The 23,111-nt window shown below is 45.4% G+C and carries 18 protein-coding genes; 6 read left to right on the top strand and 12 right to left on the bottom strand.

The features are described 5' to 3' along the window. Window positions 1-100: 100 nt before the first annotated feature. The 3 genes from MKY28_RS03995 to hcp form a co-directional block, all read right to left on the bottom strand. Window positions 101-1,726, bottom strand: a complete 1,626-nt coding sequence (locus MKY28_RS03995) for a helix-turn-helix domain-containing protein (protein WP_340935036.1) — start codon at window positions 1,724-1,726, stop codon at window positions 101-103. A 227-nt stretch (window positions 1,727-1,953) separates the two neighbouring features. Further along, entirely contained in the window at window positions 1,954-3,363 is a 1,410-nt protein-coding gene (locus MKY28_RS03990; RefSeq protein WP_340935034.1) for a PTS transporter subunit EIIC, read from the bottom strand. Between the two features lie 297 nt (window positions 3,364-3,660). Then, window positions 3,661-4,953 (bottom strand): hydroxylamine reductase, encoded by a 1,293-nt coding sequence (hcp, locus tag MKY28_RS03985; protein WP_076214070.1) that lies wholly within the window; start codon window positions 4,951-4,953, stop codon window positions 3,661-3,663. Window positions 4,954-5,262: 309 nt separating this feature from the next. On the opposite strand from hcp, the gene MKY28_RS03980 reads away from it, so the two are divergent. After that, entirely contained in the window at window positions 5,263-7,914 is a 2,652-nt protein-coding gene (locus tag MKY28_RS03980; protein WP_036668636.1) for a cation-translocating P-type ATPase, read from the top strand. Between the two features lie 63 nt (window positions 7,915-7,977). Here MKY28_RS03980 and MKY28_RS03975 read toward each other — a convergent pair whose 3' ends face one another. Further along, complete coding sequence (locus MKY28_RS03975; RefSeq protein ID WP_192133516.1) at window positions 7,978-8,361, bottom strand: VOC family protein; 384 nt, start codon at window positions 8,359-8,361, stop codon at window positions 7,978-7,980. A gap of 290 nt (window positions 8,362-8,651) precedes the next feature. Between MKY28_RS03975 and MKY28_RS03970 the strand changes: the two genes are divergently transcribed. After that, window positions 8,652-9,992 (top strand): MFS transporter, encoded by a 1,341-nt coding sequence (locus MKY28_RS03970; protein WP_340935029.1) that lies wholly within the window; start codon window positions 8,652-8,654, stop codon window positions 9,990-9,992. Window positions 9,993-10,145: 153 nt separating this feature from the next. Here MKY28_RS03970 and MKY28_RS03965 read toward each other — a convergent pair whose 3' ends face one another. Then, window positions 10,146-10,802, bottom strand: coding sequence for a DUF2625 domain-containing protein (locus MKY28_RS03965; RefSeq protein WP_036668639.1), 657 nt, complete (start codon window positions 10,800-10,802; stop codon window positions 10,146-10,148). Window positions 10,803-10,904: 102 nt separating this feature from the next. Between MKY28_RS03965 and MKY28_RS03960 the strand changes: the two genes are divergently transcribed. Further along, entirely contained in the window at window positions 10,905-12,392 is a 1,488-nt protein-coding gene (locus tag MKY28_RS03960) for a DUF5123 domain-containing protein (protein ID WP_445670882.1), read from the top strand. Window positions 12,393-12,522: 130 nt separating this feature from the next. On the opposite strand, the gene MKY28_RS03955 is transcribed toward MKY28_RS03960, so the two are convergent. The 3 genes from MKY28_RS03955 to MKY28_RS03945 all read right to left on the bottom strand — a co-directional run bounded on the left by MKY28_RS03955 (window position 12,523) and on the right by MKY28_RS03945 (window position 16,151). Continuing rightward, window positions 12,523-13,506: a sensor domain-containing diguanylate cyclase gene (locus MKY28_RS03955; RefSeq protein ID WP_340935026.1), complete on the bottom strand. Its 984-nt coding sequence runs from the start codon at window positions 13,504-13,506 to the stop codon at window positions 12,523-12,525. Between the two features lie 25 nt (window positions 13,507-13,531). After that, on the bottom strand, window positions 13,532-14,338 hold the full coding sequence (locus MKY28_RS03950; RefSeq protein WP_036617433.1) for an alpha/beta fold hydrolase: 807 nt from the start codon (window positions 14,336-14,338) through the stop codon (window positions 13,532-13,534). A 178-nt stretch (window positions 14,339-14,516) separates the two neighbouring features. Then, window positions 14,517-16,151 (bottom strand): DUF1593 domain-containing protein, encoded by a 1,635-nt coding sequence (locus MKY28_RS03945; protein ID WP_340935022.1) that lies wholly within the window; start codon window positions 16,149-16,151, stop codon window positions 14,517-14,519. Window positions 16,152-16,487: 336 nt separating this feature from the next. Here MKY28_RS03945 and MKY28_RS03940 point away from each other — a divergent pair, with 336 nt between their 5' ends. Together MKY28_RS03940 and MKY28_RS03935 are read left to right on the top strand one after the other, a co-directional pair. After that, on the top strand, window positions 16,488-17,138 hold the full coding sequence (locus MKY28_RS03940; protein WP_340935020.1) for a hypothetical protein: 651 nt from the start codon (window positions 16,488-16,490) through the stop codon (window positions 17,136-17,138). 34 nt (window positions 17,139-17,172) lie between these two features. Next, entirely contained in the window at window positions 17,173-17,730 is a 558-nt protein-coding gene (locus MKY28_RS03935) for a DUF1697 domain-containing protein (RefSeq protein WP_340935018.1), read from the top strand. Between the two features lie 135 nt (window positions 17,731-17,865). On the opposite strand, the gene MKY28_RS03930 is transcribed toward MKY28_RS03935, so the two are convergent. The 3 genes from MKY28_RS03930 to MKY28_RS03920 all read right to left on the bottom strand — a co-directional run bounded on the left by MKY28_RS03930 (window position 17,866) and on the right by MKY28_RS03920 (window position 20,774). Then, on the bottom strand, window positions 17,866-18,309 hold the full coding sequence (locus MKY28_RS03930) for an Hsp20/alpha crystallin family protein (protein ID WP_036668649.1): 444 nt from the start codon (window positions 18,307-18,309) through the stop codon (window positions 17,866-17,868). Window positions 18,310-18,500: 191 nt separating this feature from the next. Next, a complete protein-coding gene (locus tag MKY28_RS03925; RefSeq protein ID WP_340935016.1) occupies window positions 18,501-19,703 on the bottom strand; it encodes an MFS transporter in 1,203 nt (400 codons plus the stop codon). A 111-nt stretch (window positions 19,704-19,814) separates the two neighbouring features. Further along, window positions 19,815-20,774: a helix-turn-helix transcriptional regulator gene (locus MKY28_RS03920; protein ID WP_340935014.1), complete on the bottom strand. Its 960-nt coding sequence runs from the start codon at window positions 20,772-20,774 to the stop codon at window positions 19,815-19,817. A 321-nt stretch (window positions 20,775-21,095) separates the two neighbouring features. On the opposite strand from MKY28_RS03920, the gene MKY28_RS03915 reads away from it, so the two are divergent. Then, entirely contained in the window at window positions 21,096-22,682 is a 1,587-nt protein-coding gene (locus MKY28_RS03915; RefSeq protein ID WP_340935011.1) for a choice-of-anchor I domain-containing protein, read from the top strand. A 133-nt stretch (window positions 22,683-22,815) separates the two neighbouring features. Here MKY28_RS03915 and MKY28_RS03910 read toward each other — a convergent pair whose 3' ends face one another. Beyond that, window positions 22,816-23,022, bottom strand: coding sequence for a hypothetical protein (locus tag MKY28_RS03910; RefSeq protein ID WP_340906305.1), 207 nt, complete (start codon window positions 23,020-23,022; stop codon window positions 22,816-22,818). Window positions 23,023-23,111 lie beyond the last annotated feature (89 nt).

Below are 23,111 nucleotides of genomic sequence, written 5' to 3'. Positions count from 1 at the left end.
TATACTTCGCCCCTTATGTATATTGATAATGATAATTATTATCAAATAGTATCAAATAAGAAGTGTTGCTTCCATAGCATATCGTGCGTATTCCGTTGGATTATTGTGCTCTCTCATGAAAAGATTCCGTAAAATGGCGAATGATCTGATTAAGAATCAGAGTGTGTCCCGTTATTCCGTGACCGTCTACCCACAGGTGAGTATCTACGTAAAATACCCGATTATTTTTCACAGCCTTCAGCTCGTTCCATTGCGGACTCTCCCATAGTTTCCTCATATTCTCTTCAGCACTGAAGTGCTGCATAATCCGCTTCTCCACAAAGAGGTAATCGGGATTGGCTTGTGTGAGCAGTTCAAGCGAACAAGGGTTAAACCATGCTGTACCTGAATCCAGTGCTTGCGGCAGTGTTAATCCAAGCTGTTCATATAACAAGTGTGATACCCCGTGTGAATGCCCACCCAGATATCGATAACCAAACGCTTCTACCCTCAGCAGCATGACAGTGGACGCGGATTGGATGAAGGGTTGCAACTGTCGCTTAGCTACGCTGACTTCGTGTTTCATCTGCTGATGCAGTCTATAAGCCTCATCTTCTTTATAAAACCAGGCTGCCATTTGATTGAGCATTGGTTCTACATCTTGATGAAGTCCGGTTAGAATCGGTGCAATTGTGCGCAACTCCCTTTTGACCTCTTCCGTCAATACGTTTCCTATCAACATCTCCGGTTGAACTTGTCGAACAAGTTCTATCTCCACCTCATACTGTGTTACCTCCAGCATCTCTACTCCATACGCTTTAAATTGTTCATGGTGATGTGGGGACAGCAGGATTGGGGTGACCACTACGGCATGGGGGATGACACCCAGATGAATCATAATTTCTGCACAGATTGGAGAAAGTGACACCATCTTGCGCTGCGTCATCGTCTGCCTATATTTCTTAGGTGATACGCCAGTCAACTGTTTGAATCGTCGGCTAAAATAATGAGCATCTTCAAATCCAGTTTTTTTGGCAATATCCTGTGAGGTTGCAGCGGTTAATATCAGTTCTTCCTGCGCGCGATAGATCCGGTAGTGGGCCAGATAATCCAGAGGTGGCTTACCATATCGCTCACTAAATTTGCGGGAATAATGCCATGGACTAATACCGGCAATTTGAGCTAACTGTGTACGTGTAATGACCTGATCATAATGCTGCTGCATGTAGTCAATGGAGCGAAGTATACCGTGTTCCGGCTTCAACTCGTTATCCGGCTGTTTCCGATATAGATTACTTAACAACTCATATAACAAATGCTGATTGCCAACCCTTTCTGCACTCTGATCCGGTGTATGCACTTCACTCCAATGCTGAATGATACTTGGCAGACTTCCACCGGACAGTTGCACTTTCTGATACGCCTCTCCTGACGGTAACCGCCATTCGAACTTCTGAGCTTCCCGTCTATCATGCAGCACCGAATATGTATCGAACTGAACATACCAGCCTGCCAGATCCAGGTTGCCACCTTCAATGACCTCCATTACGGAGTTCTCTTCAAGCGCAATTAATTCTCCATAGGAGACGTGAACTAGGTGTCCATTTATATTCCAGATCGCTTTTCCATCAATGATAAATATCAAGGTGTGACTGAAAAAGTGATGCAGCTCGCCTTTCGTTATCCATGTGTTGCTTAGTGCATTCGTTGACTTCCATTGAGCAATCCATTCCATGTTGTCAGACATAGGTTATCCTTTCAAAGGGATTAGTAATCCAGATTTATAGGTTTCACTATATCAAAATACATGACAACTCCATAACCAACAAGGTATGGCTTGAATAACATGGAGGACAGCGATTATACATTTCATACTTACATTAATCAGAAAAACACAACAAAAAAGCCCGCACCATAAGGTACAAGCTCTTTCTTACAACTTTAATGCTACTTTTCAATGCTACGTTTTACATATTAATCAATACTAGCTTTCGGTGACCCCTGTCCCCGTTTCTGTCCTTTTCCTGCCATCCAATACGTTAGTCCACCTGAGACACCAAATGCAATAACCACACCAATGCAAGTGTGTAACAGATTCAGGCTACCCTCTTCGATGAAGAGCGGGAGGCTGACCAAGCTCGGATTTCCCACCATAGCAAATGCCTTGACAGATAACAATCCGAAATATAGTCCACCCGCAGCTCCACCCAGCAATGCCGCATAGAAAGAGGATCTTTTTCTCATGTTGACCGCATACAATGCAGGCTCTACCACTCCAAGGAGGGCGGTTCCAGTAGCCCAGAAAGCCAGGCTTCTTGATGTTGGCTCTTTCGAGCGGATTCCGTTTGCAAGCGCGGCCCCCGTTTGTCCAACAATCGCCACTAACATGGCAGCAATCACCATAGAACCACCATTCATAACCATTTCATTAATGATGATGGCAATCAGCCAGTAGTGTAATCCTATAATTAACATCAGTGAGAAGACAGCTCCCAGTAACATCACCGACAACACTGGAGCATTAGCTACTAGTGAATTCAATGCCTCCGGCAGATATTCATCAATCCAGGTGCCGACTGGACCAAGTATCATCAATACTAGCGGAACAAGAATCAGTAACGTCAGGAATGGAGCAACCATCCCTTTGGAGAATTTTGGACTCCATCGTTCAATGACTCTTTCCAGGCAGGCCGCTGCACAGATCGTGAGAATGACCCAGATGGGTGTAGAGTAAAAAGCAGGCTGGGACACAAGTGGCAAACCCAGGAAATGCACCTCTTTTTCCCCTGACATCAGCATGGTCATCTCCGGATAAAACATGAGTCCGCCAATAGATGCTGCAACATAGATATTACTCTTCAACCGATACGCTGTGCTGATTGCTACCAATACAGGCAGTACATAAAATACACTGTCTCCAATGATCCTGAAGATCGTAAAGGTCTGGCTGTCCATCAATGCTGAAGAGTCGGCAGAACTGTACGTATCCATTAACGCAATAATGGCGACTATAATTTTAATAACAGCGGCTCCGAGAATCGCAGGCATCAAGGGCCTGAATACATCGGATACAAAATGTAAGATCGAGAATCCGTTTTTCTTCGCGTGTCCCGCTTCCTGCAACGCTGTCCCTGTCGAATCCCAAGCGTCCATACCCAGTAACGTATTGTAGATGAGTGAAGATTCATCTCTTATTACCAGATGACAATGCTCACCTGTTACCCGAATATTTGCTACAACATCTGCGGAGGTAAGAGCCGACATGTTCAACTGTGTACTGTCCTTCAGTACCAGTGTCGTTGTGTCCTTATCATGTTCTACGAGCTTAATGTTCTCCTTGCCACCTGCGAGTTTCAACCAATCTTCAATCTGTGTGTCATGCATTATGTACGATCTCCTCATATTACGGTAAACCCGTGTTTTGTGATGTGTTATGATCTAATATGCCTCTATCTATATACACATTTCCATGAAAAAACTTCAATAGGATAAAAAAACTAATTTACCTGACATTTCATGTTCATTTATACAAGGTATATGGACCTATGAAAGTCGAAAAAGCAAAAAAGCCTACTTTTATGTAGGCTCTTATCCATCTGTACGTATGAGTCATACTCTTCATACTCACAACCGACATTCGCAGTCATCAGATGATGTTGCACGTAAATATACATCCTCATCCTATGACAGTGCCAACATCGCGTTCATATCTTCTTCTGCCGTTGTAATTAACTTTAGACCAAACATATCTACGAGTACATCCAAGACACCTTCCGATATAAACTCAGGCGGTTTTGGTCCAATACGAATGTCCTGAATGCCAAGGCTGAACAGGCCAAGCAGGATCGCAACTGCTTTTTGCTCAAACCAGGACAGCACAATACTGACAGGTAACTCGTTCACGGTACAGCCAAAAGCATCCGCCAAAGCCATTGCAATTTTCACCGTAGAACCGGAATTGTTGCATTGACCCAGATCGATATAACGCGGTATACCCGTGTCTCCAACCGTACCATAATCCACATCGTTGAAGCGGAACTTACCACAGGAAGTCGTCAGAATTACGGTATCATTCGGCAATGATGTCGCGAGTTCACGATAGTAGTTGCCGCCTTTGCCTGGTGCATCACAGCCTGCAATAACGAAGAACCGACGGATATGACCGTCTTTCACCGCTTGAATAATCTCTGGCGCAAGCCCAATCACGGTCTCATGATGGTACCCTGTCGTTAAGACTTGCTCGGACTGTATATCGGCCGCAGGCAGGGACAATGCACGTTCAATCAGAGGTGAGAAGTCATCATCCATAATCTTGGCAACACCCTCCAGACCCGCCACTTCGTATGAGAAAAAGCGGTCTGCATATGTGCCTTTGATCGGCATAACACAGTTCGTCGTTGCGAGAATCGCACCCGGGAATTGTTCGAACAGTCTGCGCTGATCGTACCAGGCTTTGCCGATATTACCCTTGAGATGGGCGTATTTCTTCAGCGCCGGATAACCGTGCGCAGGCAACATTTCCGAGTGGGTATAGATGTTGATTCCTTTCCCTTCAGTTTGACGAAGCAACTCCTCCAATGCATACAGATTATGTCCCGTCACCACGATGCACTGTCCTTCAATCTGGTTCTGGCTAACCGTAATCGGTTGCGGTACACCAAAACGGTCCGTGTGCGCACGATCCAGCACATCCATAATGCGGATTGCTGCATTACCTACCTTCATCGCCATCTCCAGATGTTCCTGTACATTAAAATTCGAGTTCGTTAATGTCATATATAATGCCTCATGTGTAATCCGATCCACCTCAGGATCAGAATATCCCAACTGGCGTGCATGTGTCGCATAAGCAGCGATGCCTTTTAACGCAAAAATCATCGTATCCTGCAAACTTGCGATTGTTTCGTTTTTGCCGCATACCCCTACCACGGTACACCCGCCACTCGGCGTCTGTTCGCACTGATAACAAAACATATGGTTTCCCCTCCAAACTTAGATTAAACGCAGTTCGTTATGTAATAGCGTAACAGACCCTGATATGAGCTAGTGTGATGGTGCACACAGTTTCTGATCCAACATCTATATTTGGTTCTCCAGATTATCATCCAAACTGGAAATAATAACATTCAAAAAAAGGCATATCTCGGATCATTATGAAAAATACTGTGTACAGCTAAAAACGTATAAATCCATAATCTTAAAAAAATACGAAAATGAAACGATTCTAGATTTTGCCCGTAAGGGTAATACACAGAGAAATCTAATATTCAAGGAGCTGGTCAATTGCAACATTACAGACACAGTGCGGAGGAAACCCTTCAGGATGTACAAAGTTCCTCCAAGGGACTTACGACCTCCGAAGCTGCCAAGAGAATTGAAACGGAAGGATATAACGAGTTAAAAGGTAAAGATGCAACACCCGTCTGGAAATTGTTCCTCGAAAATTTCAAAGATCCGATGGTCATCGTGCTGCTGATTGCAGCCGCGGTACAGGTTGTACTTGGACACCTGATTGAATCATTGATCATATTCCTGGTTATTTTGCTCAACGCGGTGATCAGTGTAGTGCAGACCAAAAAAGCCGAGAGTTCACTTGACGCGCTGAAACAAATGTCTGCACCTGAAGCCAAGGTCATTCGTGACGGGCAGAAAAAAACCATTCCAGCGAGGGAACTCGTTCCCGGTGATATTGTTATGCTGGATGCAGGTGATTATGTCCCGGCAGACGGGCGTATCCTGGAATCAGGAAGTTTGAAAATCAACGAAGGCATGTTGACCGGAGAGTCCGAAGCTGCGGAGAAACACGCCGATACCATCCCGGATGAGGCTCCAATCGGAGATCGTCGCAATATGGCCTTCAGTGGCTCACTGGTCGTATATGGACGGGGCATGCTTGTCATTACAGGTACAGCTCTCAAAACCGAAATCGGCAAAATTGCCGAACTGATTGAAAATGCCGAAGCCAAGAACACACCATTACAGCGCAAGTTGGAATCATTCAGCAAAAAACTGGGCTTTTTCATCCTGGGCTTGTCGATTCTCATCTTTGGCATTGAAGCCGGTCGTGTATGGTTGACCGAAGGTACGGAGAATATCGGGCCTTCCATCGTAAATGCACTGATGTTTGCCGTAGCTGTTGCGGTTGCTGCCATTCCTGAGGCCTTATCCTCCATTGTGACTATCGTATTGTCACTCGGAACAAATAAGATGGCCAAACAACATGCGATCATTCGTAGACTGCCTGCCGTTGAGGCGCTCGGCTCTGCCAGTATCATCTGTACGGATAAAACAGGAACGCTAACTCAGAATAAGATGACTGTCGTTGATTATTACATTCCCCATGGCACCAAGGACGAATTCCCCGATGATCCCGATCAGTGGTCGGAAGAGGAACGGCGTCTGTTACATATTGCAGTGCTCTGCAATGATTCAAATATTAACCAGGAAGGCAAGGAATTGGGTGATCCAACCGAAGTGGCCCTCATTGCCTTCAGCAACCGGGTGAACAAGGATTACAATGAAATCCGTGACCAGTTCCCGCGTGAAGCTGAGCTTCCTTTTGACTCGGATCGAAAGCTCATGAGTACGGTGCATACCTTTGAGGGACAGACGGCTTTGCTGACCAAGGGTGGACCTGATGTGCTGTTCAGTCGCTGTAGTCATGTGTTTATCAACGGTGAGGTTCAGCCCCTCACACCTGAGATTCGCACACAGTTTGAAGAAAAAAATGAGGCCTTCTCGAAACGTGCCTTCCGTGTGCTGGCCTACGCGTACAAAAAATTCGATGATAAAAACCAGGTCACCATTGATGACGAGCATGATCTGACACTGGTTGGTTTGACAGCGATGATTGACCCACCGCGTGAAGCGGTATACGGTTCTATTGAAGAGTCCAAAAAAGCGGGCATTCGCACCATCATGATCACTGGAGATCACAAAACAACGGCTCAGGCGATCGGTGTGGATATCGGCCTTGCCGAACCGGATGACCTCGCCATTACCGGAGCCGAACTGGACAAAATGTCTGATGAGGAGCTGGATCAACAACTCGAACATATCTCGGTTTACGCCAGAGTATCACCTGAGAACAAAATCCGGATTGTGCGTGCATGGCAGCGAAAAGGTAAAGTTGCAGCCATGACCGGAGATGGAGTTAATGACGCACCTGCGCTGAAACAAGCCGACATCGGCGTAGCGATGGGTAGCGGAACAGATGTCGCCAAGGATGCGGCTGCCATGATTCTGACGGATGATAACTTTGTCTCCATCGTGAATGCGGTCAGTGTTGGACGGATGGTATTTGATAACATCAAAAAAGCCATCGCATACCTGTTTGCCGGTAACCTCGGCGCGATTATCGCCATTTTGTTTGCCTTGATCGTCGGCTGGGTTAATCCATTTACGGCCCTACAGCTGCTGTTCATCAATCTGGTGAACGACTCCCTGCCTGCCATTGCTTTGGGTACAGAGAAACCCGAGCCGGATGTCATGCGACGCAAACCGCGTGATATTAACGAGGGTATCTTCGCAGGCGGAACCCTGCAAGCTGTGATTACGCGTGGTGTCCTGATTGGTGCGGCTGTTATTGTGTCCCAATATATTGGACTTGGCATCTCGGAGGAAATCAGTGTGGCTATGGCATTCACAACCTTGATTCTGGCACGCAGTCTGCAAACTTTTGCAGCACGTTCCAACACACAGACGATCTTCCAGGTGGGTTTCACGACCAATAAATTCGTGCTTGGCTCCATTCTGGTATGTCTCTGTCTCTATGCAATCACACTGATTCCAGGTGTTCGCGGTGTCTTCGCCATCCCGGATACATTCGGCTGGAATGAGTTCCTGATTGCAGGCGGACTTGCTCTTGCTGCAGTCATTCTCATGGATGTCATCAAGTGGATTCGCAATCGCGGCAAACAAGTTACTGTGGCGTAAGATCTGCAGTTATAACATGCACAAACAGGCGCCCGTTATCGGAGCGCCTGTTTCTGTATCTAATTATCCCTGTTTGATGCCAAAAGCGATCCAGCGTCCATCAATATCCTCGATCACAAACTCCTTGTTATTATAGTCTGTATGATTGAGGGCACGTACGATTTTCACATCTGCGTTGATCAATTCCTGTTGAAGCTCTTCCTGGTTCTGGGTAATAAAATATGCATCATATCCATAGCCATATAATTCTCTGTTGGGTATGACCTTCTGTCCATTGCTTTGGGTCAAAATAATCTCGGTAAGATCACGATACAGGCAGATATGAGGTTCCGCGGCATCGAGATATTCGACGACCCGAAAGCCCATCTTTTCTTCATAAAACTGCGCGGTTCGATTCATATCAAGCGTCGGAAATACGCTATGGGACATTAATAATGCATGAGTCATGGGTATAATCTCCTTCATTTTCAATTCAACATGCTAATTACTTACATATCTAGTTACCTAACCGCTGATCCATCTGCTTATGTATGCTTCAATGATCATTTTAGTTAAATTCAGGAAATCCGTCTATTGTTTATTATTAATATCTTTCTATGCTCATCACATCCGAATGAATTAATATGACATTATTGCCATATGATAAATTTGGGTGTAAAATGATATATTGCTTTTCATCACATTTTCATCAGAGCTCAATCCGAATTCATATTCATACCCAAGACAGGAATGGTACCGTGAAAGATAAAATTGTCATGCCACTCTGGACATGCTGCTTGTTCATCGTTGTGATGAATACCACCATGTTCAATGTTTCTTTGCCAGTCATTATTCAAGATCTACAGATTACCTCGGACCTGGGGTCTTGGGTCATCTCAAGTTATTCGATTGGTTACGCCCTGTCGACGGTGATCTACAGCCGATTGTCAGACCGTATCCCGGTACGCAAACTGTTAACGGTCGGGCTTCTGATCCTGGGGTTATCTTCATTGCTAGGGTTGTTCGCACATAACTTTGCAATCCTGTTACTGACACGTATTCTGCAATCTGCGGGTGCAGGAGTTATGGCCGGGCTGGGTCTCGTCATTGCAAGTCGTTACATCCCGGTGGAACGACGCGGAGCTGCCATCGCGCTGATCTCATCAGGTAGCGCCATGGCTTTTGGACTTGGCCCCATTGTCGGCGGACTCATTAGCGAATACTGGGGCTGGAACGGACTTTTTGCCATAACGGTGCTTGTCTTGCTCGCCCTGCCTGTATTGCTCTATTTCCTTCCACGGGAAACAGTCAAAACAGATCAGCCGTTCGATGTTATTGGTGCCATACTAACCGTCATTAATGCCACTACACTTCTCGTCGCGATCACCCAGCAATCCTGGTTATGGTTTGCCGTGGGCGTTATTTCACTTGTTGCACACCTCCTGTATATTCGAAAAGCGAGTCTTCCGTTTGTGAATCCACAAGTATTCCGAACGCCAGGATACACCCGGTTAATCCTTATCGGATTCTGCGTGCTGGTGGTGAATCTGGGAAATCTGTTTTTGATGCCGCTTGTGCTCGCTGATTTATATGGACGCTCTTCGCTCGCCATTGGTTTGCTGATTGCACCTGGAGCTATTGTTGCAGCATTCTGCACCCGTTTCGTTGGACGCTGGATCGACCGTTATGACAATATGCGATTTATGATCATCGGACACACCCTGCTCGCAGCGGTACTTGCTTTATTCATGCTCGGACTGGATCAGTCCGCCTTGATCATTACCAGTGGTTATCTCTTTTTCTCACCGGCACTGTCAGCCTCCATGGCTTCACTGAATAATGAAGCGTCACGTGTGCTGCCCAAAGCGCAAATCGGTTCCGGTATGGGCATGTTACAATTGATTCAGTTCTTCGGTGGTTCGGTGTCTGTAGCCGTGTGTGGGCTGCTGCTACACAGCATTCCGGGAGTCTCGGTCGAGCAAGCTTATCATGTGGTGTATGCTTGTCTGTTGCTCGTCTGCGTTGTTTCACTCGGGTTGACCGTCTGGCATAGCAGAGCTTCACGCTCAGGCATTAAACCTGTTACATTGGACAATTGATAATTGAGGTTTAAAGTTCAGAACAAAGAGGCCCGCAGCAAGCGCGAGCCTTTTTTAGTTTGGAACAGAAACGCCGTTTTTTTAAAGTAGATCACTCAATGAACTTGAACTTACCGGTTACTTTCCTGATTTCATCCTACAGCAGCATGCCAACTATTTACCGTCCAGTGCGAACTTCCAGGCCTCCATTATGCTAATTGGGGCTTTACTACTGCTCTCGCCGTCACCTTCCTGCGTCCAAAGTGGTGGGTAATACGCAAATACTTGTCCTGTCTGGAGCTGAGACATATCCTCTTGCCAGCCTTTCCAGCGAAAGGTCCGATAGAACTGCTCCAGATCACCATTCGCCAGCCAGTTGATGAAACCTGAATATGCCAGTTCTGTCGATTCCCATTCGAGTGTATCCGGTGCAAAATAATATATGTGTCCCGTGCGGCCATACTTGCCTGTATCCAGTCCGAAGAAACCGCCTGCCGCATCATATGCAACGACCATCATACCTTCCAGCACATCTACCCAAGGTTGCTCACTCACACCATTCCAACTGGTGAGACTCCCCGATGTACTGTCACCACCCGCACCAAGCAACGTGATCCAGCCATGGTCCAGTACAATACCTTCTGTCTCATAAGCAACAGCCCCCAAATAGGATTTGGTGCTTATTTGCAGACGATAGAGGGTATCCTCTCCAGCCTCTTGTTTTGCTGGAACATACACATATGTATTTTGCCCACTATCCAGAAGTTCCTTGAGTTCTTCCCATGCGTGATTCTCCCGATCTACTAATTCAGCTATCGTTAATGTATTCATGAGCAGTCTCCTCGCTGATTTTATAAGAGCATATCATGGGTTATTAACCCGTTCAAATCTGCTATAATCTATCTTCAAAGCTAAATTCAAGGGGGAAACGATTTGATTCGCGTAGTTATACTTATGATTCCGATTCTGATGGTGCTCGTATCCGGTTGTCAGAATCATACATCTGCCATGAAGGAACCCGTTTCTGTTCAAAAGTCTGATCCCCAGGTCATCCATTACATATCACCCCAAGGAAACGACTCGAATAAAGGAACCATTCAATCTCCTTGGAAAACGTTGCAGCACGCAGCCGACCACGCTTCGCCAGGAAGCACGATCTATTTGCGTGAAGGTGTCTATCATCAGAAAGTCAAAATCACCCGGAGCGGTAATTCTTCCGCTAATCCAACCCTATTTTCAAGTTATCCTCAGGAGCAGGTTATCATTGATGGTAAAGGTTTATCTGTCCGGGGCATTGAAGGGTTAATTGAAATTGAAAATGCCAGTTATCTCACGATTCAAAATCTCGAAATTCGTAATTTTACAACCACACTTGGGGGCCAAGTTCCAACCGGGATCTATGTCCACGGAGCAGGTGAGCATATTCAGCTGTTAGGCAACACCATACACGCGATTGCTAGTTACGCAACTCCTGAAGGTCCCGATTTGCGGGGCAGGGATGCCCACGGTATTGCCATATATGGCACAGAGCACCCTCAAGCTTTACGCGATATCATCATCAAGGATAATGAATTGTATGATCTTACACTTGGTTCAAGCGAGTCACTCGCAGTCAACGGTAATGTTGATACCTTTGCCATCCAGGACAATATCATCCATGATTCCGACAATATTGGTATTGATCTGATCGGGTACGAGGGTACGTCCGAGGACGACACGTACGATCAGGCTCGGAACGGCATTGTACGAGGCAACGAAGTATACGATATTACGTCCAATAACAATCCCTCCTACGGTACAGACCTGCCCAATAATACCAACTCGGCCGGCGGCATCTATGTAGATGGCGGGAAAGATCATATCATCGACCAGAACCGGGTATATCGGAGCGACATCGGAATTGAGATTGCATCAGAGCATGCCGGACGTTCAACCAGCAACATTACCGTGCGTGATAACCTGATTTATTCCAATAGATTGACGGGTATTGCCATGGGAGGTTATGACGAGGAACGAGGAGCTACCGAGGATAGCAAGATTATGTACAATACGCTTGTGGGAAATGATACCCTGAATGCAGGCAATGGACAGTTATTCATGCAGTCACGGACAAAGAACAATACATTCATGCGTAACATTCTCGTATCAGGCAGCTCGGAAGTACTAATATACAACGAATATACTAGCAATACCGGCAATGTGTTTGACCATAATGTCTATTACTCACCAGGTGAGCAGGAAGATGCCCTGTGGGTTTGGAAAAATAAAGCCTACTCCGGCATCGCCGCCTACATCAAGGGATCTGGCAATGATGCACACTCCATATATGTGAACCCGGCATTTATGGATGAACCCAACGAAGATTTTCGTCCTCAGGCGAACTCTCCGGCAAAGGCGTATGGTTACCTTGCACCGCGATAAATTAACCCTGAGTCTGCCATCTCAACTTAGTAAATCTTTTTCACGCAAATAAAAGGAGCCTGTGCATGTGGGATCATCTCCCTCATCATGCACAGACTCCTTTTTGCTTTCTTTTGATGTAATCCAACCCTTAACTTTTTACCATCTGAGCTGCATGTGTCACCCGGTTTCGTCCTCCGGTTTTGGAGGCATACAGGGCGTTGTCCGCTCTTTGGAACAAGGACTTTTCCGTATCATCCTCGACTACAGTGGCCGCACCGATACTCACAGTAATGTTATATTCACCCCAATCGGCTGAAGCAACCTGTGAACGATATCGTTCTGCAATACCGATCGCCTGCTCCTCTTCACAATCTGGAAGAATGACAACAAATTCCTCCCCACCGTAACGTGCAACCACATCCGTACTTCGCGATACCGTTTGCAGCAGCCCTGCCAGATTACCGAGCACCAGATCTCCGATCGGATGTCCGTACGTATCATTAATGTTTTTGAAATGATCAATGTCCACAACGAGAAGGGAGAAATAACGTTGTTTCTCCTGGAACATCAGTAAGCTTTCAAGCATTTTTTCCTGGAAAAACCTGCGGTTCTTCAATCCTGTCAACAAGTCGGTGGAGGCCATTGTCTCCAACTGATCATTCACTTTGATTAACGCCTGCTCTTTAATTTTATATTCCTCATGCAGTCGTTCAAGCTCCTTATTCGCTTCTTGCGTCGCTTGATACAGCTCCTGAAGCTTCGTTTTGGTATGCAAAATATCCTTCTCATGTTCGATTCGCTTACGCATGACTACAACGACACAATCTACCACGCTTTCCCCGTTACGGGTCTGACGAACACCGTTAAGCAGAACAGGAACAGCCTGCTGATCACGGGTACGGAACGTGAAGTACATCTCGTCCACATGTCCATATAACTGGATGTAGGGATAGAAATACGTATGGAAAAACACCTTGTTGCTCACCGACATGGTGGATTCAATATGTTGCCCTATGAGCTCATCGCGTTCATATCCAAGCATCGTAAGCAAAGTTTGATTAATCGACTGTACGACGCCCGAATCAGAGATAGAGAAGTATCCACAGGGAGCCAGATCTAATTGTATATCCATGGAATAACTGCCTTTCTTCCGCGTTTTATGCGCTCGTTAAATAATCCTTAATCATTCGGATGGTTTCTTCCGGTTGACTTAGATGCGGATAATGTCCCTTGGCCGTCATCTGTTGCAACCTGCTATTCTTCAGATGGGCGTGTAGATAATCCCCTACTTCTACTGGGGCAATGCTGTCATCCGAGCACTGAAGAATTAATGTTGGCACAGTTGCCTGCTCCAGATCAATACGACAGTCAGATAAAAACGTCACTTCGGCAAATTGTCTCGCAATATGCGGATCTCTGGAGCAGAAGCTTTTCTCCAACTCTTCCGTCAGCTCTTTCCGTTCCGGATTGTTCATCACAATGGGTGCCAGATAACTCGCCCACCCAATAAAATTCATCTGCATCATCTCAAGCAATTCATCGATATCATTCCGATCGAAACCTCCATAATAATTAGGCAGATCATTCACGTAACGTGGGGAGGGCCCTAACATTATAATTTTTTTGAAATATTTGGGGTTCTGAATTGATGCCAGCATACCAATCATACTACTGACGGAATGCCCGACAAATATGGTGTCCTTTAGTTCGAGCGCTTCCATAACTTCCAGCACATCCTGGGCGTATCCTTGAAGGTTGCTATATTTGATAGCATCATAATAGTTAATTTGAGATTCGCCAGATCCAACATAATCAAACAACACCACACGGTAGTTCTCCATAAAACCTGGAATAATGTAACGCCACATATCCTGATCACATCCAAAACCATGAGCAAATACAATCGTTTGGCTACCCGAGCCAAGTACCTTAACATTATTTCTTACAAGTATATCAACAGTCACTACATATCACCTCTCCGAGGTAGTATTCACTTGAATCATTTTATCTGATTAGTATACCGGAAAATGTTGGAATATGAATTAAAAATAATTAATAACTTCTCTCATCCACCAAAAAAATAAATAAGAGGGGTGTCCCACCAGCCATGTTGATGACTTTTGGGACAGCCCCCCTATTTCTTTATTTCACAGTTAGGATCACACGTTGATAATGCTTCAACTGATGCTCTCCATCATCCTGTACTTCGGCAACGATATGAAGAGTATCACCCGATTTGGCATCGTCAGGAACGGTAAATGTCACCGCTTCGGTGTCACTGCCCTGTAATTTTATCGTATCCACCTGCTCATCCTTGGCAAGTTCACGATGCAATCCAAGCTGCAGGTCACCCGCCATTTCAGGCTGAACTTTGTTCGGTGTTACTTTGGAATCCTCATAAGTGTCCGCTTCGGAATATCTCCACCACGTATAGGTCAGTTGATCTCCATCCGGGTCTTTACCCTCCGCGTGAAGAGTAACTTCCTCCCCAGGACTAACACTAAGATCCACCCCTTCCTTAATCGTTAAAGACGGATTATGGTTGGCACCTTCGTAAGTGTCTGCAACGGCCCAGTCTGCACGTGCTGCAAAATCATCCTGCACATCGTCAAACCATCTCATCAGAGAGTATTCGGCTTCATAGCGTTTGGTGTACGGATCGTAATCAAGCACATTGTTTCTAAACAGCTTGTCGTTCACAACGCCAAAGCGTCCACCCCAACCGCCGTAGGAAGGGTCTTCCATACTGCGCAGCCCATTATCAATCAGATAAAAGAAGGAAGGAGAGTCACCCTCAGATATAAAATCGTACTTGTCATATTGTGGATTGTTCTTCAGATACTCAGCACTTCCCCGTTGTTCTTCGGCTAGTTCGCCTTCGATCATTTTACCATCACCCATCGATGCATACATATCCATCAGCTTGCCATGTCCGTCCAGAATGTTCTTGACCATCCAGTCGCCATGAAGCTTACTGTTCACTTCTTCGGCATGCATCTTCCATGCATAGGCAAAATGCCAGAAGTTCGATTGGTCGTTGAGAATGCGGATATCCGGCCAATTCTTCGCAATGTATTCGTTGTAGCTGTCATCCTGATCGAGGATGATGTACAGGACCAGTTTGTCACTGACTTTTTTGCGAATCGTATCCCACTCGGCCGTATCTTTGTACTGTTCTTCAATCGATTTCAGCGCTCTGGCTGTGGTATTGGTGCCCCCCCATGTCTGAACAATCAGGTCTCGGGAGTCATCATCGAGGAAAAGAGTTTCGAGGAACTCAGAACCTTCGGTTTCCTTCTCCATCTCCCCTTTATCGGAAATATTACCGATCTTCGTCATCGCTCGAAGCTGTTCCGGCTCCGGGTACCCATCCGCATGTTTGGACAAGTTCGGGTAAATCTCGCCATAGGCATCGATCATGTCGTACACCCACTGTGTGCCTGTCCAGCGGAACGGTTGGATCCCCGCTTCCTCGTCTCCAGCATAATGATACACCGAGCTGGTCAGTACAATTCCGGCAAGGTCCATCTCATTCGAATATAAGAGGAAACGAATGACGGAGTTCATATCATCCACTTCACCGTCGGTTGTAATCACTGTTCTGCCTTTGGCAGCTTGGTTGTTTGCAGGTTCCTGGGTTTCATTCTCTGTCTGTTCTGTCGGCTGATTCGGTGTGTCACTTACGGTTTGTGGCGCTTTGGATGCGCACCCACTAATCACCAGGATGATACTGAGACAACCTGCGGCAAAACCGTTTAACCATTTTCTCTTGTTCATAATGCTCCCCTTTCTTCTGTACAGCGTGATGTTAGTGTTGGGTTGGAAATAAGTACGTCCTCTGTTTTTTCTATCCTTAATATGGACCGTAGAATGCAAAAAAACCCGAACAACATTATGAATGGAACAAAGTCCACGCATAGTGATGTTCAGGTTTTGCCTGCCCAAAGCAGTAACAATCCTTATTTGAGTGAAAGTATATCATGTCCACTCATGAATGTAAACGTATTCAAATGTTTTTTTGAATTTATCTTTGATATAGTATAATGCTTATAGCCAAGAATCAAACGAATCGGCCTGTTATTATATCAATGTTATTAGGAGGACTCAGACATCATGCAACAACTGGATGCGGCCTTGAGCCGTTTGGTGGAACAGCAGGATATATATAATGAAGCTTATGGACTTTTTAAAAATCATGATCTGCGTCCCCGCGAACAACATCACCAGCCGGAAGTGGATACTCGAATACCTCTTTCTCCAGAACTTCAGTATCTGTACAGTCATTATGAAATGATGGATGCGGATGCGGAAGGTACACTCAAAATGAAAAATGCCGCCGTCGAAATCGGTGATGCAGCGCTGATTTCCTTTGTCGCACCTGAACATCTGCTTCGTCAGCAACTGGGGTTCCGCTGGATTGGCATGAATGAACCTTATGAGGAGTCCTCCACTTGGCCAAAAAATCACGTCGTCATCGCAAACTTTAACGATGATCCGTTAATTGTAGATGTGGAAGCACCAAACTCTCCCGTATATGCCGCTTTTACAGGTGGAGAACCAAACCGTGTTGCTGATTCGCTGTCAGACTTTTTCAGTGCACTAGCCATCCTGATTGAAGCGGCGCGCACCTATGCCGGAGAAGTAAAAGATGAAGAAACCTATGAAACCAAGCCCGAGTATCTGGAGCAAGTGGAACCTTTATTGCAAGATCTGTTGGGAGAAGAGTATACCGCTCATCTGTTCGAGTATCTGTCCTTTTGTTAAAACGGTGAATTAAAGGAATTGGAGGGGCGCCCATATGATCTATGTGGCTTTGCTACGAGGCATTAATGTAGGCGGGAACAATAAAATCAATATGAAGCAGCTGAAAGAAACATTTGAACAAGCAGGCATGCTGGATGTCGTTACCTATATCAACTCTGGCAATATTATTTTTGCCGATCATCAGGAACGTGCCAATGCGAATGTGGAGATATCCCATGTGTTAGAACAGGCCATCGCCGCCGATTTTGGCTTACAGATCAGGGTAATGGTGCGGAATATGGATGAAATTCAATCCGTTATTCAGGCGCTGCCAGAAGAATGGGTTAATGATGACACAGCCAAAAGTGATGTGATGTTCCTCTGGGATGAGATCAATGAGCCCTCCGTGCTGGACCAGCTGCCCATCAAACCGGGAATCGGCACACTAATCTATGTTCCCGGAGCGATTTTATACTCAGTCAGCAGAGAAGATGCATCCAAAAGTGGCATGAACAAGCTTGTGGGATCCAAAGTATATGCCTATATGACGGTTAGAAATGTGAATACCACACGTAAGATATATGCCCTGATGCAAGCAACAGCAGAGAAATAACTCGGTACCAACACAATGGATAGTCAGTTATGCATCGTCCAATTCATATGAAAAATAAAGCATGCAGAAAACATCCTTATGGATGTCTCCTGCATGCTTTTTGCCGTGTCAGGAAACTATTTTTTCCACTTTATATTAGTCAATTTGAATGCGTCTGCGAGATTGATCATCACCAGGACGTTTCGGAATCTCGAGCTTCAGCACACCTTCTTCCAATCTGGCCTTAATGTGCTCCTCATCAATATGATCAACATAGAATCGACGGATAAATTCGCCGGAACGGCGTTCCTGCCGTATGATTCGATTGGAGTCATCCTTCTGCTCCACTACATCATTGCGTTTGGCACGAATAATCAATTCATTACCTTGAACCTGAATGTCTATATCCTCTTTGGCAATGCCCGGAAGCTCGGCTTCTACCGAATATTTGTCTTCTTCCTCACGAATGTCGGTCCGGAATGGCTGGGAGCCAGTTCCAAAAGGGGAGAGGAATGAGTTCTCAACCATGTCATTGAAGGATTTCAACATGTGTCCGAACGGGTCTTCATTTCGTTTACGAAACGGAATCAGATCAAACATGAAAATCAGCTCCTTTTATGTGGTTGGTTTATTGGTGTTCCTTACATTGATTATTATAATACCCGTGCAAATAAGGCTCAAAGTCTGTAAAAGACCAAAAAAACCGATTTTCTTTCATCATGGTTCACTATTTTAAAATAGATCCTTTTTTCTTTTATTTTGACCTTATTTGATCTTCTGACTTTGTCTGACTATAACGAATGAATGGGGTCCGTTACAGTATTGGATTCATTCTTCCGCATTCCCAGCATCATGATTGCCAGCAAGACAACCAGAACAGCTACGAGCATAAATGGAACATGTTTGTCCACCTGATAGAGTGTCGTTGTAAGTAAAGGGGTAATAACGGCGGATATCCCCTGGATGGCTGCTACCAATCCCGCTGCCCCTCCCTGCTGTTCCTTGCTAACTGCCAGCGAAGCACCTGCCATGAACCCGGGCATCATCAGACCTGACCCCATGCCAAACAGGAAAAACGAGAAATAATACATGGATAACACATTAAAGACCAAAAACAGGATCATACTTGCGATCAGGAAAAGGGACCCGAGCAAAATCATTGGGCGTGGCTGCCATTTCAACCATTTCATCTGAATGACCTGCATGATCAACATCGCTGCTCCAGAGAACATGAGTCCAAACGAAACCATTTGAGCCGTCGCCGCTGAGGATAGAGCCAGTTGATCCTGAAAATAAAAACCCCCGACAACCTGTAGTGTCATGATACCCATCATCGTGACCAAGCCGGCAGCAAGGTACATTCGTAAACCACGTTGGAACGGGTTGACTTTAGGCGGTTTTGCCTGAATGACCGGTTTGGCTGACGGGATTAACAGCAAGGCAATAATAAATGCAGCTATCGCTATAAAAATGCCGAAATAAAGCGGCCAGAGCAGACCGATAAGGGTAAATGCTCCTGCAATCGCAGGTCCAAATACTAGGCCAAGTCCATTCGCAGCACTGATAATCGCCATCCCGCTTCCCCGCTCCTCCCCTTCTGTCACATCACCCATATAGGCCTGGGCAGAAGAAAGTACGGCAGGAATAAACATGCCAATCAGACTGCGCGTCACAATCAGAAGGGTTAACAGTAGCCCTCCTCCGATCCATGCATTTAATCCCCCGTACAATGCCAGTGCAAATAATGCACAGCTCACAGACATTCCTATGAACCCAATCAATATGATGGGTTTTCTACCCTTCAGATCACTCCATCTGCCCCATACCGGAGCCATGACAGCCATCATAATGGACCCAAGCGAGATAATAAGACCGGAATGACTTTCTTTCATGCCCAACTCGCGAATAAGTGGTGGCATAATGGGTGCAATCAGCATCAGACCCAACATGGCTGCAAATACGCTAAAAAAAATACTTCCTCTGATTCTATTCATGTTTGTACACTCCTCTATATTTCAGTACAGTACCCACTGTACCTGGAGTATACAAGGCTGAATGAATCCCCACTGCCTCTATACGGAACAATTCACGGCAAGACGGATTTATTAATAAATCTTTTTCATCTCGGAAGGCTTCACGCCGAATTTGCGATAAAATTGCTGCGAAAAGGCACTGACATTGCTGTAACCGACCGCAATCGCGGCCTCGGTGACGTTGTTATCCTGATTGCGCAACAACTTCATGGCGTTGTCGAGACGAACCTGACGCAAATATTCGAACACCGTGCTTCCGAAAAGTGCCTTGAATCCTTTTTTTAATTTAAAATCGTTAAGTCCTACTTGTCTGGACAATGCTAGCAAAGATGGAGGATCTACCATACAGGCCTCCATAATCTCCCGTGCCGTATGTAACTTCCGGATGTCCTCTCTGGAGAATCCCGCGGGGATTGGCGCCAAATCAAACAATTGGATCATAAATCGATTCAAGATCTCCAAGGCTATCGCTTCCATCATTAAGGATGATCGATAACTATTGTTTAATTCTACAATCAGACTATCAATCATCGTTCGTATCCGGTTATCCAATTGAAATACAATCGGCTTGAACACTTTTCGTCCCAACACCTGATTAAACGCAATCGACTTGAAACCGCCCAATTGTGCTGCTGCATAATTAAACAGAGAAACCGGAATCCCCAGCGAAAAAGACGTATACAGCTCCCTTGCCGGAGGATGGAACCACGCTTCGAAATCATGCATAAAAATAAGGGCCCCTTGCCCTATCGATAATGAATAATCCTGACCGGATATATCCACATGTCGCTCTCCTGACAAGGCAAATTGCAATTCCACAATGGGTGTCTCAGACGCAAAATACGTAGGATAAGGCTGATGATATTCAACCTGGGAATATAAAATCTCAATGCCACTGTATGTTGTCACTCTTTTGACCTTACCGCTACCCGCCTTGGGAGAGAGCAGATACGTGTGTTCATCTTTCTGACTGTAAGGTTCCTGGGTCAGGTAATGCTGATATACTACGCCTAATGCATCATCCGTGCGCATGGGTATTCACCTCGCCTATATCTTGATCAGACTTGTCAGTAAAGAAAGTCTGAATTAATTGATAATGATTCTCAATTATGATTCTAGCGTATTTTCTCCCGTTCGACCAGTCCTATATATATGAAGGCTCACGTCTGCTTTTTTCTTCATGTGGCAACATCATTTTATATGCTAACTTACATATCCAATTTGGAAAAATATCTCTTATCTAACCTTTTACACAAATCGCAGACTTCTCTTACCTCACCTTAACATTAGCTCCCTATACTAAAACAATTGTATAACTCATTACACACGAAACGATAAAGGGGATCTGGAACATTGAAAAAGAGAAATCAATGGCTTGCCGTTCTGTCGATGACTGCCATTCTTACCGCAGGAGCAACCAGCTACACATCAATGATTCATGCCGCTGACGCAACTAAAACCACCAATGATCATGTCGTACTGCGCACAGCCATCCAAAATATGCAGGGTACGGTCACATGGAACGGAAGCAGTCACAGTGTTGATATCCAGATCGCAGATACTAAAGTACAACTTCCTATAGGAACGTCATCGGTCACCATCAACGGTGTGAAAACTCCTCTGGACAGTAAAAGCTACATCACCAAAGGTACAACGTATGTATCTTCCCAAACGCTAAAATTAATTACGGATCAACTGATCCTGAAACAAAATAAAACCGGTTTTGAACAGACCGCAACGTTTCAGATGCCTGGTGGAAAAGCAGAAATATCAGCCTCTACGCCAGATGGACAACGCCTGCTCGTAACCGAAGCAGACAATGGCAGCATTTCCGTACTGGACATTGCTGACTTGAAAAACGTCAACCTATTAAAGACAGTCAGCTTCCAGGACCTCTCCGCCAAAGCTGAAGTCACAAGCGTAACCGTGTCCAAAGATGGCAAATACGGTCTTGCTGTTATTCGTACAGGGGATACAGACAGTGAAGCAAACAAAGGGTTGCTTGCCATTGTGGATCTGACAACCTACAAAACCGTCAAAACGTATGAACTGGGCATTGGTCCTGACTCGATTGCACTGTCACCTGACGGTCTGCATGCGGTGATCGCCATAGAGGATGAAGAGCTGAATAAAGCTGCCGATGAAATTGACTATGCCAACACCAAACGTCCGGGTAGCATTATGGTTGTATCTTTTGCTGGCGGGAATGTATTAGAGGGCGAGATCACCAACTTACCGGTATCTCTCGAAAATGTAGAAGGTGCCATCTATCCGCATGATCCACAACCAGAGTATGTTGCCATTAGTCCAGATAACAAAACAGCAGCCATCACGTTACAGGAAAACAATGTCGTTGCCCTCGTAGATCTGGAGACAAAAAAAATCAGCTCAATCTTCGCTTTGGGTACTACTTCACATCAAGCAGATCTGAAAGATGATGGTATCGTTCAGTTTAAAGAGACGTTGACCGCTCGTTATGAACCGGATGGAATTGCTTTCTCGGCAGATGGTAAATACCTGCTGACAGCTAACGAAGGGGATTTGGGCAAGAATGAATTTGAGGATGGTGTAAAAGCAGGCGGACGTAATATCGCTGTCTGGGATCTGCAAGGCCAGCGGATGTACGATAGCCAGAACCTCATTGACGAGGCAACAGCTATGGTCGGCTTGTATCCCGATGATCGCAGTCCCAACAAGGGAAGTGAAGTGGAGAATCTGACCGTTGCTACTGTAGACGGCACAACATATGCCGCGGTAGCTTCCGAACGGGCAGATGCCATTTTGTTCTTTGATCTTGCTGATCCGGTCAATCCGGACTACCTGGGTCTAATTCCTACAGCCGGAGAATCACCAGAGGGAATTCATCGTGTTAACGGACGTAGCCTGTTTGTGAGTGCAGATGAAAGCACGGGAACACTTAGTTTTTTTGCCAAGAAATAGATCAAGTGTACCTAGTATGTAAAGGCTGAAATGAGCGGTTTCACGTTATATTGAGTAGGTGGGGGCGTAGAGCCCCTGTCCTCTCATACTATTGTATGCGCTATTCCACGTACCACATATAATGCTGCTAAGGTTATCGACGTTTCATATTTTCCAATTCCCGCCTGTTCCGCTCGACTTCCTCTTGTAACACTCGTACTTCCATCCTTAATGCGGATACTTCCTCTTTGACGCCAGACTTCTTCATCACAAGATAGAAAACCAGATATAATACAAGACCAATCATAATAAAGAAAATTAATAGCGTTATAATACCTGCAATACCTATAGAGCTAATCATAACTTTACGTTTCCCCTTTCCGACATTCTATTAATTTATATTTACAACAATACCATAATTAAGCATAACGAACAGTATAAAAAGCCAAG

The organism is Paenibacillus sp. FSL R5-0473 (assembly GCF_038004565.1).
Lineage (GTDB): Bacteria > Bacillota > Bacilli > Paenibacillales > Paenibacillaceae > Paenibacillus > Paenibacillus amylolyticus.
This window is presented reverse-complemented; position numbering and strand designations above follow the sequence as displayed.